Source organism: Chitinibacter bivalviorum, from assembly GCF_013403565.1.
Lineage (GTDB): Bacteria > Pseudomonadota > Gammaproteobacteria > Burkholderiales > Chitinibacteraceae > Chitinibacter > Chitinibacter bivalviorum.
This window is the reverse complement of sequence record NZ_CP058627.1, coordinates 194,214-208,698: the sequence shown is the minus strand read 5'-3', so window position 1 is coordinate 208,698 and position 14,485 is coordinate 194,214. Positions and strand designations below refer to the sequence as shown.

The window sequence follows — 14,485 nt, the reverse complement described above, 5'->3', positions numbered from 1 at the left end:
TGATGCGCCCACACTTGCTGAACTTAGTTATACCTTGCCCAACGGCCTTTTTATCCACTATTAGCCCAATAAAGCATACAATCAGCCCAAAAGGAGAACGCAATGCTGATAAGGGAATGGATAGGCAATTCGCAAGGGCACGCATGGCGACTCAACCATCATATTGCCGAGCATATTCCGTTCAGTTTTCACTTTCATCCTGAGTACGAGCTCACCCTCACGCTCGGCGCCAATGGTCAACGACACATCGGTAGCGATGTCGAACAATTTTCCGAATGTGATCTAGCGCTGGTCGCGCCCAATCAACCGCACAGCTGGCAAGCGCCATCGCGCAGTGATGGCCAAGCGATTGAATTACAGGTGGTGCTTTTTCGCCTCGACTGGCTGGTCTCACTGGCCGAGCACGGCATGCCCGAGCTACGACATTTATGCCAATGGCTAGGCCAAATTCGGCAAGGCGTTATTTTTAGCCCGAGTTGCACACAATATGTCGCGCCGCGTCTGGCCAAACTGCATGAATTACACGGCCTACGGCGGCTGACTGCCCTACTCGATATTCTGGCTGAGTTGGAAAAAGACATCGCCGCCCGATTTATTGCTGGCGAAGTGACACAAATCGACCCTGATCGACGCCTGATCAAAGCCATGACCCATTTGCAAACTCATTATTTGCAGCCCATTTCGCTGCATGAGCTCGCCCAGATCGCCAATTGCAGCGCCACCACCTTAAAGCGCCTTTTTGCCCAGCAAATGCAATCGAGCTTTAGCCAAGAACTCGCTCGACTGCGCATCGCCCATGCCAGCAATTTATTGCTAACAACGGATCGTGGCATCGACTGGATTGCCAGCCAAAGCGGCTACCCCTGCATTAGTCATTTTTATCAACAGTTTAGCGAGCGACAAGGCCAAACGCCCAGCGCATTTCGCCGGCAAGCCAAACAGCGCAACCCAAGCCAATTGAGTACAGGTATATCCATGTAGACCAATAATTAAAGAGCTTACATCGATATACCCACAAACAAGCAGCGCTATTCTTGGCACTATCCTCATTTCCTAGCCCATCACCCTCGCCAGATACGAGGAAGCTTCGTGCAAGAGCGAGCGCTTTACCCCCTACTTTTGGCCATGCAAAGTCACTTTCTTTCTCCTAGAGTCCGCCATTTTTCGGTATGATTACGTACTTATTGCCACAATTCTGGGTTCCAAAGACATGGCCAATGTGCTCCAACTACGCGGCGGTACCGCGCTCTCGCCGTTCCGGATTGAAAAATTAGCATCTGCGCTCGCCGCGCAAGGTCTGACTGTCAACCTCTACGCTGAGTATTGGCACTTCGCCGAATTAGCTGCCGAGCTCGCCAGCTTATCGGCAGACGATACAGCGGTACTTGAGCGCATTTTGAGCTACGGCGAACCAGCCCAGGCTCAATTGGCCGTAGGCACACCGATTCTGGTCTTGCCACGTTTGGGCACTATCTCGCCATGGTCATCGAAAGCCAGCGATATCGCATTGCACTGTGGCCTCGACGGCAAAATCGCTCGCATTGAACGCGGCATGGCCGTGTACGCCACCAAAGCCGATGGCGCGACACTCTCTACCGCAGAAAAAAACATTCTGTTGCCACTGATCCATGACCGTATGACCGAGCAAGTGTTCGATGGCTTGGCGGCAGGCAATGAATTATTCCGACACTTTGAGCCTACTGAGCTCAAATCGGTCGACATCCTCGGCGGCGGTCAAGCGGCGCTGGAACAAGCCAATATCGAATATGGTCTGGCCCTGTCGAGCGACGAAATTGAATATCTGGTTGAAAACTTCAACAAACTCGGTCGTAACCCAACCGACGTTGAATTGACGATGTTCGCTCAAGCTAACTCTGAGCATTGCCGTCACAAAATCTTTAACGCCAACTTCATCATCGATGGCCAAGCGCAAGACTACAGCTTGTTTGGCATGATCCGCGAAACGCATAAAGCCGCACCTGAAGGCACGGTGGTCGCGTATTCGGACAACTCGTCGGTGATCGAAGGCGCAGAAATCGAGCGTTTCTTCCCTGCTAGCCATGGCGCGGAATACACGTTCGAAAAACAAAAAACCCACATTCTGATGAAAGTGGAAACGCACAATCACCCAACGGCAATTTCTCCATTCCCAGGCGCAGCAACCGGCTCGGGCGGCGAGATTCGTGACGAAGGTGCAACGGGCCGTGGTTCAAAACCGAAAGCCGGCCTCTGTGGCTTTACCGTTTCTAATCTGAATTTGCCAGGCTACGTGCAAGACTGGGAAAGCCCAGCCTACGGCAAGCCAGACCGCATCGCTTCGGCGCTCGATATCATGATCGAAGGCCCGATTGGCGCGGCGGCATTTAATAATGAATTTGGCCGTCCAAACTTGGCTGGCTATTTCCGTACGTTTGAATTGGACGTGAACGGCGAGCGTCGTGGCTACCACAAACCGATCATGATCGCGGGCGGCTTGGGCAATATCAACGACGCGCACGTGACCAAAAACGGCTTGCCTGATGGCTCATTGCTGATTCAACTCGGCGGCCCAGGCATGCTGATCGGGATGGGCGGCGGCGCAGCATCTTCGATGGATACCGGCTCGAACGCAGCGGATCTGGACTTTGACTCAGTACAGCGCGGCAACCCAGAAATGGAACGTCGTTGTCAGGAAGTGATCGATCGCTGCTGGCAGCTGGGCGATAAAAACCCAATCCAATCGATTCACGACGTGGGCGCAGGCGGCATTTCGAACGCCTTCCCAGAGTTGGTGAACGACGCAGGCATGGGCGCGGTATTTAACTTGCGCAAAGTAAATATCGAAGAGCGCGGCATGGCGCCGAAAGAAATCTGGTCTAATGAATCGCAAGAGCGTTATGTGCTCGGCATTCACCCGAATGACTTGCTGACTTTCGAAGCCATTTGCGAGCGTGAGCGTTGCCCATTTGCCGTGATCGGCCATACCACCGACGAGCGTCACCTGACCGTGGAAGATCCACACTTTGGCAATAAGCCAGTGGATATGCCGATGGATGTATTGCTCGGCAAGCCTCCAAAAATGACGCGCGACGTGACACGCATCAAACCAGAACTCAAGGTTTTTGATTCGTCAGCGCTCGACTTGAAAGAATCGCTGTATAAAGTATTGCAATTGCCTTCAGTGGCCGATAAATCATTCTTGATTAACATCGGCGATCGTACCGTTGGCGGCTACACCGCTCGCGATCAAATGGTTGGCCCATGGCAAATTCCGGTAGCCGACGTTGCGGTTACTACCATGGGGTATAACACGCTACAAGGCGAAGCAATGGCGATGGGTGAACGTACCCCTCTGGCATTGATTTCTGCCCCTGCTTCTGGTCGCATGGCCGTGGGTGAAGCACTCACCAACTTGGCCGCTGCACCGATTGCTAAATTGGGCGATGTGAAGCTCTCTGCCAACTGGATGGCACCTGCGGGCCACCCCGGTGAAGACGCGAATCTGTACGACACCGTCAAAGCCGTAGGCCTTGATCTATGCCGTGAATTGGGTGTTTCGATTCCAGTCGGTAAAGATTCGCTGTCGATGAAAACGGTCTGGAAAGATCAAGATGGCGACAAATCCGTTGTGGCACCGCTGTCACTTATTATTTCTGGTTTTGCGCCAGTTACAGACGTTACCAAAACGCTTACGCCACAACTCGTAACAGGCATCGACACCGACCTGATCTTGATCGATTTGGGCACGGGCAAATGCCGTCTTGGCGGCTCTGCGCTGGCACAAGTTCACGGGGAAATCGGTAATTGGGCGCCGGATGTAGTGAGCGTGGATCACCTGAAGTCGTTCTTCGCGACCGTACAAAAGCTCAATGCGGATGGCAAATTGCTGGCTTACCATGACCGCTCTGACGGTGGTTTGCTCGCGACCATTACTGAAATGATGTTCGCCAGCCATTGCGGCGTGACATTGGAAATCGACGAGCTGTGTATTGACCGCCGCGTGCGTCAACGCCAGCAAGATGAAATCACGCCAGAAGACGTGGCGCGCGCTGAAAATGGTCGCGTGATGGGCGTATTGTTCAACGAAGAGTTGGGCGCGGTCTTGCAAGTTCGTCGCAGCGACACAGCGGCTGTGATCGCCGCATTTATGCATGCCCATTTGGCGGGTGAATTGCATGTGATTGGTACCACCAATAACGACGACAAGCTGAAAATCAAAAAGCGCAATCGCATGCTGCTTGACGAACAACGTGTCAGCCTGCAACAGGCCTGGAGCAAAACCAGCTGGCAAATCCAGCGCCTGCGCGACAACCCTGAATGCGCTGACGCTGAATACGCGCGCATTAGCGACAAAAACGACAAAGGTTTGTTTGCTAAACTCACGTTCAATCCATCCGACGACATCGCTGCGCCTTACATCGCCAAAGGCGTTAAACCACGCGTTGCGGTATTGCGTGAGCAAGGCGTTAACGGTCATATCGAAATGGGCGCAGCATTCAACCGCGCAGGCTTTAGCGCGGTCGACGTGCACATGAGCGACGTGATCGCTGGCCGCGTCCAATTGGCCGACTTTATGGGTCTGGCTGCTTGTGGTGGCTTCTCGTACGGCGACGTATTGGGCGCAGGCGAAGGCTGGGCGAAATCGATTCTGTTTAATGCCTCAGCACGTGCGCAGTTTGAAGCCTTCTTCAACCGCACCGATACTTTCGGTTTGGGCGTGTGTAATGGTTGCCAGATGATGGCTAACTTGTCTGGCATCATCCCGGGGGCAGAGCACTGGCCAAAATTCACTCGCAATCAGAGTGAGCAGTTTGAAGCGCGCTTTGTGACGGTTGAAGTGCCAAAATCGCCATCATTGTTCTTCAACGGCATGGCCGGTAGCCAAATGCCGGTTGTAGTGAGCCATGGTGAAGGTTTTGCGAACTTTAGCCAGCAAGGCGACATCAGCAAAGCACTGGTGGCAATGCGCTATGTAGACAGCCACGGCAAGCCAACGCAAGCCTATCCGCTGAATCCAAACGGTAGCCCAGAAGCCATCGCTGGCGTGACCACGGCAGACGGTCGCTTTAGCATCATGATGCCGCACCCAGAGCGCGTATTCCGCACCGTGCAAAACAGCTGGCACCCAAGCGATTGGGAAGAAGATGGCGCATGGATGCGTATGTTCCGCAACGCCAGAGCTTTCCTAGGCTAAGCAGCAATACCCCAAAGAAAAAGCCCCGATTGAATCGGGGCTTTTTTCTGGTGGCTTAATAAATTGAAGCCCCTTGATGCTTTACGCCGCCAACATTCCTGCATCGCGGGAAAGCCCTGCTCTGCGCGTGGAGGCCTCATCAAACTGGATTATTGCTCTTCAGTAATGTGCAACTCGATTTCGACGTTCTCAGCCGAATATTGAATCTGTGCCAACAATACCGCATCGACGCGATTGGCAAAGCGGCGCAATACAATCGATTTAGCCAGCGCTGGGCCCATTTCAGAGCGGAATTCGCTGACATACTGCAGTGCACCTACGTGATCGCTTTCCAACTCTTCTTCGTGATCGCTGACGATGCCCTTCACTTTTTTGCGAACATCTTTTACTTCTTTGAATAATTCGCTGGAAACCTCGCACAGGTCAGCAAACTGCAAAGACACATCAACCACGCTGCCTGGCACCAAATGGCTCGCCAGTGTTTTAGAGCATTGCTTGAGCAATTCGAGTTGTTGATCATCCAAAATCAACAGCAATGGGAAATATTCATCCGCAGCTTTCAAAGCCTGGCGAATACCATCATTGCTACGCAAAGCTTCAGGCAATTTACTACTAGCTCGGGCGTTCACCACGAAACGGGCTTTAGTGCTCATTACGACCTCCAAAGTAAGTTGTCATACAGTCTATAGCGAGAGTGTGACTGCGCTTTTAACGTGCATCAAGTCTGATCACGACAAAACGTTATTTTTCAAACAAGGCTAGACAAGCTCGATAATATTCGTTAATATTCGCCACCTCATGAATTGCATACCTCATTAGCAATTCAGATTAGTGCGCGATTGGTGGAATTGGTAGACACGCAGCGTTGAGGTCGCTGTGCCGCAAGGCGTGCGAGTTCGAGTCTCGTGTTGCGCACCACAAGTATTTTGCAGGACAAGTAGAAAAGCCCCTAAAGCCACGTATTTACTAGGTTTTAGGGGCTTTTTTCATTTTGTCTTTCCCGCAAAAAGCCACCGCGAACTACCTTCGTTATCTTGAACATAGCCCCCAAAAAGAACCATAAGTAGAAATTTTCAAATTCTTAATTTGGACAAAACAACCAAGCCCCCCCCCAGATAACTGAACGTGTAAATTCGCAATTTATCTTGAGCACAAAATCAGTCCCAACACGAGACTCGAATTAGAAAAATCAGAGAGAAACAAGGCGCATTTAATTTCAGCTTATCCCCAAAGCCAGTAGAGCCCTGAAAAAACAGCCACACCTTAGCCGTGATGCGTCCGCGCCCTCCCACAGGTCCCAAGAAGTACGATAAACCTTGTAAATCTTACATTTGCAAGGCTATATATTTCTGTCCTAGCCGCTATAGACCCATTCTGCCCAATGGAGCTACAACACCTCTTCGCATAGAGGTATAAGCCAAGATCTATTTAAATTAAATATACTCAGCAATATACCCATCAATATGAACAGAGCAATTGCGACTAAACATCTCAATTGCTCTGCCATCATTTATATAACCTTCACCTGCGCCATCATGCCCTGCCCTTCATGCTCCAAAATATGGCAATGGAACATCCGCAGACCTTTATCATGCTGTACCACTTTGATGCGTAAAGTCTCATACGGGCGCAAATTCACTGTGTCGTGCAACGCGCGATATGGCGCATTTTGGCGTTTTCCTTCCAGTTCGCTATCGAGCACGATAAATTGCGTGCCATGCAAATGGAAAGGGTGATCCATGTGTGAGTTATTGAAAATCTGCCAAATTTCCACCTCACCGGCCTTGCTGATCAAGTCCACACGATCCATGTCGTAGATCTTGCCATTGACCATAAACGACATCGTATGTTGGCCGTTTTCCATGCTCATGGTTTCGCTAAATTCAACTTTTTTCAGCGCAGTCGCCTTGCCCGGATCGCTGATTTTTCGCAGCAATTTCGGCGTATTGGGTACTGCACCGGTATTAAATTGCAGTTTAGCGAGGGTACGCTCCACTTCGGGGGCAACCCGCCCCATTTTTTGCCGATCATAAATCAGCGCTTTCAACTCGGCATGCTGGGCTTTACCGTCACCCAGCAATATTTCCACCCTTTGCCCAGGCACCAACAGCACTTCGGGCACGATTTCTGGCTTTTCTAATAAGCCGCCGTCGGTGCCCACCAAAGTCAATTTCTGGCCAGGGATCGCCAGACGCAAATAGCGCGCGCTGCAGGCATTCCAAATCCGAATACGTTGTCGCCCCAAAATATTCATCACAGGCTGATGCTGGCCGTTAATCAGTACAAATTGCCCCTCGCGCCCATTCATCCAGTCGTTGGCGGTGTTATCGGGGATTTTCGCTTCAGCATCGAGTTTCAAATCGGAAATCACCCAATGCTGCTCGCTAAAGCTCAATAGCGGGTCATCTTTGGCCCGCACAATAAATAAGCCAGCCAAACCGCGATACACTTGCTCGGGCGTGTCACCATGCGGATGCGGGTGATACCAATACGTACCCGCGCTACCTTTGGGCAGCGTAAATTGATAAAGCCGCTCGCCCCCCGCAGGCACCGCATCTTGCGGGTTGCCATCCTGATCAGGCGGCACAGGCATGCCGTGCCAGTGGATGGTTGACGGCTGCGCCAGCTGATTGATAAAACGGATTTCAACCCGATCACCCTCGAAGGCCTCGATCAGCGGGCCGGGCACTTGACCGTTATACAGCCACATCGGCGTGGTTTGACCTGCTACTAGTTCAACATCGTGCGCTGCGGCGGTGAGGGTCGCCTTCACCACGCCACGCTGTTTGGCCGTATTTGCCAAGCGCGCCAGCGCGCGATGCGGCCGCCCTGCTGGCAACGCCGTTTCTGGCAATAAGGGCATGTCGGGCACGACTTTTAAACCCGCCATCCCATCACTGGCGCCACCGCCGTGATTCATATGCATCATATGATCAGCATGCTCACCTTCAGCCCACGCCAAGGGCGCCAGCATGCTACTAAAACCCAAGGCAGACGCATTGAGTAAAAAATGTCGACGATTCATTATTTTGTCCTCTGGAGCTGGGTACTTCGCGGCCACTGTAACGCAGACCGCCACACATACCCACCCACTGTATTTAACTCAAAATTAGAGTATTAAATATCTAAACGCACATACCCTTTACTCAATCGAAAACAGCTGCGGTTTCTCGCTTTGGTTTAATACATAAACTTTCAACGTTCCTTTGACTTCTGGCCCCATCCCCGGTGAATTGGCGGGCATACCCGGCACGCTAATGCCTGTGATCTTGGGCTGCGCTTTGAGCATTTTCTGAATCGCCGCCACAGGTACATGCCCTTCTACCGTGTACTGACCAACACGCATCGTGTGGCAACTGGCTAGCTTATCCGAGCCATATTGCTGTTTAATCGCACTCATATTGCTGGAGTTCACCGCTTTCACCGCAAAGCCATGAGCATTGAGATATTTCACATATTCTTCGCAACAACCGCAATTGGGGTCTTTATATAAAGTCGCCGCAACTGCAGCCCAACTAGGCGAAGCCACAAAAGCCATCATGAATACTGCAAGCCATTTTTTCATTTTCATTCCTAGAGATAAATTCACTGTAGACGCAGCTTGAGCAAAGACTGAAGAAACAATCCTCAAGCGCGCAATCTGCCGCTAGGCGGGCACGGCGAACATTAACGTCGCGATGCGCTGGCGGCAAAGCGCCAACCAACACCGCAGAGGCTAAATGTTTTGGTCGCACCCCTGCCCAGCAGGTCAAATTCAAACGGGGAGAAACAGGGGTATTTAGGCGGTAAAACGCGGAGGGTCTTCGAGCGGAGAAATGCTCAGGCTACTGAACGCAATCACAGCAGGAGCCGTCAAGACGGCATGAAATGGGGTGGAAATAATCGCAGTACTGCTAAAAATGACCGAAGTCGGCATGGCCTGACAAGCTTTAATGCAATCGGGCTTACTAAGGTCACTATGCATATGCAGCTGGCTTTGCTGAAATAAGCCGTGGTGTAGATGTGGCTCCGAGCAAGCATTGCGAACCTGATGCTGAGGCGTAGAGTGGCAATCGGCTTGTGCCACGGGCGGCACAGTGCCTTGCTGTGTGCCAAGTTGCAACTGGGCAAACGCCGCGTTAAACGGTATGGCGATACACATCAAGATCAGCAAAATGGCGCGCAGTGGTTTCATGCCGCCAGCTTACCTGCTTTATTTCTGAACTGTACAGTGCTCAATTCACAGCCCTACTCGGTGAAGTAATTTGTAACTCATGAGAAAAAATAAAACCAAATGCTGAGCATCAAGGGCAAGATCAGCGAAGTCAATATCCCATTTAAGCCCATTGCCAAGCCGGCAAAAGCACCTGTCGTTTCGGACATCTGAATCGCGCGCGAAGTTCCCACCCCATGCGCGCCCATGCCCATCGCAAAGCCTTGGGCAACTTCATCTTTAATGCGCAGCAATTGAAACAGTGGCGTCGCTAAAATGGCGCCGCAAATGCCCGTTAAAATCACCACACCCGCAGCCAACGACACATTACCGCCCGCATGTTGCGCCAGCGCCATCGCAATCGGCGTCGTCACTGATTTGGGCGCAATGGAAATCAAGCTAAGCGGAGAAAGCCCCAACAGATGCCCAATCAGCAATCCGGCAAAAATCCCCACCACCGAGCCAACCCCCAATGCTATCAATAATGGCCCGATATAATCGCGAATGCGCTGCAAATTGGCATACAAGGGCACAGCCAAAGCCACCGTCGCAGGGCCAAGCAGCAGGTGAATCGGATACGCGCCGTCAAAATAAGTTTGATAGCTAACCCCAGTGAGATTGAGTAGGGCAATAATCATCAACACGCTGATGAGCACCGGATGCAACAGTGGAAAATTGTATGCCCGAATATGGATCGCATCACTCACCGCAAAAGCCGCCAGCGTTACCGCCAGCCAGATCGCCGGAATATCATTAATTTGCATCCAGATCTGGGCCCAATTGAGACTCATGGCAACTCCTTTTGAGTCTCGGCTTGGGCTTGCAGCGCTTTTCGTTTGAGTAGATATTGCAGCAACAAACCCGTCACCCCCATGGTAATCAAGGTCGAGAAGACGATCGTCAGCAATAAGGCAATGCCATGCTGACTGATTTTATCGCCCAAGGTCATCAATCCGACTCCTGCAGGGATAAACAGCAGCGCCAGATAGCGCAGTAAGCTCGTCGAAAAATGCGCCACTCGTCGGTCAATGCCACGCCGAAACAGCGCCAGCAAGGTCAATAACAGCATACCCAACACCGGGCCGGGAATCGGAATATGCGCCAACCTCACCAGTGCCTCACCGGCAAAGAGCGCAATAAAAATCACTGTTGCACCATATAACATGGTCAAACTCCCTGCGTGGATGCAGCGTATAAAACACCAGCCAAACAAATACTTACAACAATCAACTGGTATTACCTTTTGTCTATATCAGCTTCACATCAGGCACATCTTGCTTTAATTTTGAATAGCAATGACATAGGAATGAAAGAGGTTTTATCATGAATCGACCAAGCTACGGTGCCGCACCTTATGACTGGCTGTATGAGCTGCCAGATCGCGACCTAGAAACCCTAGAAAAAGGGTTGCACGAATTGATCACGCAAAAACCCAGTGCTTTTTCAGTCTTTAAAGCGCACTCAATGCGTGAGGCTATCGAATGCATTTTGTTTGACCGCCAACAATCGCGCCGCCACGTCGCCTGAAAACCAATTCGCATATTGTACGCAAAGCAAAGCCCGATGTTTTTATCGGGCTTTGGTATTTTTGGCGCTTTTAGGTGTTTAGAGCTGGGTTAGTTCAATTTTACCTAAGCTACGCCCCAGGAAACGCTCACCAATGGTTTGGAATTTGACCGGCAGATCGGTTACGACAAAACGATATTCGGGCATCGTATGCGCCGGATTGGCCAAACCGCTGCTTTGCAAAATATCGGCCGTTTGATCGGCAATCGATAAAGCCGAATCCACCAGCTGCATACGATTACCACACACATCAAGCAGCAATGGCTTGATCAGCGGGTAATGCGTGCAACCCAGCACCAGCGTATCAATCGACTCGACAAACACAGGCTTTAAATATTCCTGCGCGGTTAGACGCGTCACCGCATGATCGAGCCAGCCCTCTTCGACCAGCGGCACAAATAATGGGCAAGCTTGTGAGTAGACACGCGAAGCAGGATTGAGCTGATGAATCGCGCGGGCGTAGGCGTTTGAGTTAATCGTTGTTGGCGTACCGATTACACCTATCCCGCCGGTTTTGGTTTGCGCTACCGCGTTTTTCGCGCCCGCTTCGATAACATCCAGCACCGGCACCTTGGCGCTGGCTCGCACTTTATCTGCCGCCACTGCCGCCATGGTATTGCAGGCAATAATCAACATTTTGACTTGTTGTTGCTGCAGAAAGTCAGCGATTTGCTGGGTGTAATGCTCAATCGTTGCAACGGACTTTACGCCATAAGGTACGCGCGCCGTATCGCCGAAATAGATGATATTTTCAAACGGCAGTCTGTCCATCAAGGCACGCACCACCGTGAGGCCACCAACGCCAGAATCAAAAACACCAATCGGATGAGAAGGAAGAGATGATTGCATATGCGCCGAGGACTTCTTAAAGCAAAACGCAATTCTACCTTGCGCGCCGCAGCGCTGATAGGGTGAGAGCCGCCCAAGCCATGCCAAAACCTGATTTATTTCTGATTATTTGATTTGACTAAACATTTGACTGAACGCAGCAGGCAAAGCAGCTCGCTTATTGGCAAACCGCATCCGCTCGGCAAATGGCGGCCGCAAAAGTCGGCAGCAGATTTTCAGCTTTCAAGGTCTCGACGACGCCCGAGCGAGCTAATTTGGTACTAACCATCTCGTTGGCCTCGCACAAGATCACCACCACCCCCCGCTCTTGCAAGCTGGCAACCACTTCATCTAGCGTTTGCAGCCCGGTCATATCCATAAAGGGTACGCGCAGTAAGCGAATAATCAGCACTTTCGGGTCGGTATGCGTGTCGTGCAGCACGCGCTGGAAGTTTTCTACCGCACCAAAGAAAAATGGCCCTTCGATCGAATACACCAGCACCCCGGTGGGCAATTTCATCAAGCCTTGGCTGAGTAAATCCATCGCCAAGGTTTTTTCATCTTGCGGCGCAACCTCGACCGACATCGACATTCGCCGCAAGAAATGCATCGTCGCCAGAATCACGCCGATATTGACGGCCACCACCAAATCCGCAAACACCGTAAGAAAAAACGTAATCAGCAAAATGGCCACATCGGCACGCGGCGCATGGGTGAGCATATAGAAAAAATGCTTCACCTCACTCATATTCCACGCCACGATAAATAAAATGGCCGCCAGCACCGCCAGCGGAATATGCGCAGCCAAAGGCGCCAGAAAGAGCAAGATCAGCAATAAAGTGACTGAATGAATCACCGAAGCCAATGGGCTATTACCGCCATTGCGGATATTCGTCGCCGTGCGTGCAATCGCCCCCGTCGCGGCAAAACCGCCAAACAGGGGGATCACCATATTGGCCAAGCCCTGCCCGATCAGCTCTTGATTTGAGTCGTGTCGCGTCCCTGCCATACCATCAGCCACCACGGCCGAAAGGAGCGACTCAATCGCCCCCAACATGGCGATGGTAAATGCAGGGCCAATTAATTCAATTAAACGCGCCAGCGTAATTTCAGGCCACGCAAAAGCGGGCAAGCCTTGTGGAATACCGCCAAAGGCCGAGCCTATCGTTTTCACGCCCGCAAACTGAGCGAAATATTGAATGAGCGTCACTAGCAACATCGCAATCAATGGCGCCGGCAGGCGATTGAGGTATTTCACTTTGGGCGTAATCAGCAGCACCGCCAAACCCAACGCCGCCAGCGCCGTCGTCGCCCAATGCAGATGCGTCAAAGACTGCAACAAGACCCAGAGCTTTTCATGAAAATGCGTCGCAGTAGGCGTAGGTAGACCAAAAAAAGCTGGCCATTGCCCCAGCCAGATAATCACGCCTATCCCAGCGGTAAACCCAACAATGACCGGTGCAGGGATAAATTTGATCACGCCACCGAGCTTGGCCACCCCCATCAGTAGCAAAATCACGCCCGCCATCATCGTGGCAATTTCCAGCCCCACAATGCCGTGTTGCGCGGTAATCGCGGCCAGAATCACGATAAAAGCGCCGGTCGGCCCCGCGATTTGCACGCGCGACCCGCCGCATAAACCAACGACCAAACCAGCAATCAGTGCGGTATAAATCCCCTGTTCTGGCTTGGCGCCACTGGCGATTGCAAACGCCATCGCCAGCGGTAAGGCCACCACACCAACCACCACCCCAGCGATTAAATTGGGTAAGATGTGTTGGCGCTTGAATAATCCTGCACGCTGGGCTTCCAAAACGGCGATCATTTCTTTGACTCGACAGGGGAACTGATTCAGTTTAGACCCCCTATCAGATATAACATTGACCAAACTAGGGTTTTGCGTGACTTCCAGTAACAACATTCACACCAGCTTTGCCGACACCTTCGCCGCGATGCTCGCCGAAACCGAAACCGGTAAACCTTTTGTTTACGACGAAGGCGATGAAGTCTCGCTCATGTTTGATCTAGCGACGGTGCAAAGCCGGATGAAGCGCACGCAACCCAATGAATTAATCCTCGGGTATACGCGTGCAATGCTCGGTTTTTGTTTAATGCAAGAATATACCCATAAGATTGGCATGATAGGTTTGGGCGGAGGTTCGTTGGCGAAATACTGCCACCATTATTTGCCCGAGAGCCAGATTGAAGTGGCCGAGATCGATCAGCGTGTCATTGATCTGGGCCCTCATTTTTTAATCCCCAGCACCAGCCCGCGCCTGCGGATTCAATGCGCCGATGGCGCACACTGGCTAGCACGCACCACAACGCAGTTTGATACGCTGTTGATCGACGCCTACGGCCCACAAGGGATGCCAGAAGATCTGGCTAGCACGGTGTTTTTCGATCAATGCCGCGCACAATTGAGCCCCGCTGGCATTTTGGTGGTGAATTTGTGGGGCAGCGATAAGCGTTTTGAGAGTTATTATTCACGCATCCGCACGATTTTTGACGGCGCAGCGATCGCCATCGGTGCCGATGGCTGCGCCAATCGAATCGTCTATGGTTTTAATCAATCTCGACTGCCTGCGCCGCGTTTATTACAGCAACGCTGCCGTCAATTAGCCAGCCAGCACAGCGTCGATTTGCCCGCCTTAGGCCAACGACTCACGCGCGCGATGCAAGCGGCAGATGGCCTTGAACCCCTCACCCCAAAACGTAAGCCCTAA

The 14,485-nt window shown here is 51.8% G+C and carries 12 protein-coding genes and 1 tRNA gene; 5 read left to right on the top strand and 8 right to left on the bottom strand.

The features are described 5' to 3' along the window. Nucleotides 1-102 precede the first annotated feature (102 nt). Nucleotides 103-981 carry a helix-turn-helix domain-containing protein gene (locus HQ393_RS00950; protein WP_179357006.1) on the top strand — a complete coding sequence of 293 codons (879 nt, stop codon included), beginning with the start codon at nt 103-105 and terminating at the stop codon, nt 979-981. Between the two features lie 229 nt (nt 982-1,210). Continuing rightward, a complete protein-coding gene (gene purL / locus HQ393_RS00945; protein WP_179357005.1) occupies nt 1,211-5,173 on the top strand; it encodes a phosphoribosylformylglycinamidine synthase in 3,963 nt (1,320 codons plus the stop codon). A 149-nt stretch (nt 5,174-5,322) separates the two neighbouring features. On the opposite strand, the gene HQ393_RS00940 is transcribed toward purL, so the two are convergent. Then, nucleotides 5,323-5,826, bottom strand: coding sequence for a hypothetical protein (locus HQ393_RS00940; protein WP_179357004.1), 504 nt, complete (start codon nt 5,824-5,826; stop codon nt 5,323-5,325). Nucleotides 5,827-6,006: 180 nt separating this feature from the next. Between HQ393_RS00940 and HQ393_RS00935 the strand changes: the two genes are divergently transcribed. Further along, nucleotides 6,007-6,091 (top strand) — tRNA-Leu (locus tag HQ393_RS00935). A gap of 592 nt (nt 6,092-6,683) precedes the next feature. Here the strand turns inward: HQ393_RS00935 and HQ393_RS00930 are convergent. The 5 genes from HQ393_RS00930 to HQ393_RS00910 form a co-directional block, all read right to left on the bottom strand. Continuing rightward, complete coding sequence (locus HQ393_RS00930) at nt 6,684-8,198, bottom strand: multicopper oxidase family protein (protein ID WP_179357003.1); 1,515 nt, start codon at nt 8,196-8,198, stop codon at nt 6,684-6,686. Between the two features lie 117 nt (nt 8,199-8,315). Continuing rightward, a complete protein-coding gene (locus HQ393_RS00925) occupies nt 8,316-8,738 on the bottom strand; it encodes a DUF411 domain-containing protein (protein ID WP_246307923.1) in 423 nt (140 codons plus the stop codon). Between the two features lie 213 nt (nt 8,739-8,951). Next, a complete protein-coding gene (locus HQ393_RS00920) occupies nt 8,952-9,347 on the bottom strand; it encodes a hypothetical protein (protein WP_179357002.1) in 396 nt (131 codons plus the stop codon). A gap of 77 nt (nt 9,348-9,424) precedes the next feature. Further along, nucleotides 9,425-10,156: an LrgB family protein gene (locus tag HQ393_RS00915; protein WP_179357001.1), complete on the bottom strand. Its 732-nt coding sequence runs from the start codon at nt 10,154-10,156 to the stop codon at nt 9,425-9,427. Further along, nucleotides 10,153-10,530 (bottom strand): CidA/LrgA family protein, encoded by a 378-nt coding sequence (locus tag HQ393_RS00910; protein ID WP_179357000.1) that lies wholly within the window; start codon nt 10,528-10,530, stop codon nt 10,153-10,155. The genes HQ393_RS00915 and HQ393_RS00910 overlap by 4 nt, the downstream gene beginning before the upstream one ends. Before the next feature lie 158 nt (nt 10,531-10,688). Here HQ393_RS00910 and HQ393_RS00905 point away from each other — a divergent pair, with 158 nt between their 5' ends. Continuing rightward, nucleotides 10,689-10,892 carry a hypothetical protein gene (locus HQ393_RS00905; protein WP_179356999.1) on the top strand — a complete coding sequence of 68 codons (204 nt, stop codon included), beginning with the start codon at nt 10,689-10,691 and terminating at the stop codon, nt 10,890-10,892. A gap of 78 nt (nt 10,893-10,970) precedes the next feature. Here the strand turns inward: HQ393_RS00905 and murI are convergent, their stop codons facing one another. Then, nucleotides 10,971-11,780 carry a glutamate racemase gene (gene murI, locus HQ393_RS00900; RefSeq protein ID WP_179356998.1) on the bottom strand — a complete coding sequence of 270 codons (810 nt, stop codon included), beginning with the start codon at nt 11,778-11,780 and terminating at the stop codon, nt 10,971-10,973. 157 nt (nt 11,781-11,937) lie between these two features. Next, nucleotides 11,938-13,584, bottom strand: a complete 1,647-nt coding sequence (locus HQ393_RS00895) for a SulP family inorganic anion transporter (RefSeq protein WP_179356997.1) — start codon at nt 13,582-13,584, stop codon at nt 11,938-11,940. A 76-nt stretch (nt 13,585-13,660) separates the two neighbouring features. On the opposite strand from HQ393_RS00895, the gene HQ393_RS00890 reads away from it, so the two are divergent. Next, nucleotides 13,661-14,485 carry a fused MFS/spermidine synthase gene (locus HQ393_RS00890; protein ID WP_179356996.1) on the top strand — a complete coding sequence of 275 codons (825 nt, stop codon included), beginning with the start codon at nt 13,661-13,663 and terminating at the stop codon, nt 14,483-14,485.

Bases quoted from the DNA above. Each gene is read 5' to 3' on its own strand.
- purL (WP_179357005.1), top strand. From the start codon at position 1,211: ATGGCCAATGTGCTCCAACTACGCGGCGGTACCGCGCTCTCGCCGTTC.
- HQ393_RS00910 (WP_179357000.1), bottom strand. From the start codon at position 10,530: ATGTTATATGGTGCAACAGTGATTTTTATTGCGCTCTTTGCCGGTGAG.
- HQ393_RS00905 (WP_179356999.1), top strand. From the start codon at position 10,689: ATGAATCGACCAAGCTACGGTGCCGCACCTTATGACTGGCTGTATGAG.
- HQ393_RS00920 (WP_179357002.1), bottom strand. From the start codon at position 9,347: ATGAAACCACTGCGCGCCATTTTGCTGATCTTGATGTGTATCGCCATA.
- HQ393_RS00950 (WP_179357006.1), top strand. From the start codon at position 103: ATGCTGATAAGGGAATGGATAGGCAATTCGCAAGGGCACGCATGGCGA.
- HQ393_RS00940 (WP_179357004.1), bottom strand. From the start codon at position 5,826: ATGAGCACTAAAGCCCGTTTCGTGGTGAACGCCCGAGCTAGTAGTAAA.
- murI (WP_179356998.1), bottom strand. From the start codon at position 11,780: ATGCAATCATCTCTTCCTTCTCATCCGATTGGTGTTTTTGATTCTGGC.
- HQ393_RS00925 (WP_246307923.1), bottom strand. From the start codon at position 8,738: ATGAAAAAATGGCTTGCAGTATTCATGATGGCTTTTGTGGCTTCGCCT.
- HQ393_RS00930 (WP_179357003.1), bottom strand. From the start codon at position 8,198: ATGAATCGTCGACATTTTTTACTCAATGCGTCTGCCTTGGGTTTTAGT.
- HQ393_RS00895 (WP_179356997.1), bottom strand. From the start codon at position 13,584: ATGATCGCCGTTTTGGAAGCCCAGCGTGCAGGATTATTCAAGCGCCAA.
- HQ393_RS00915 (WP_179357001.1), bottom strand. From the start codon at position 10,156: ATGAGTCTCAATTGGGCCCAGATCTGGATGCAAATTAATGATATTCCG.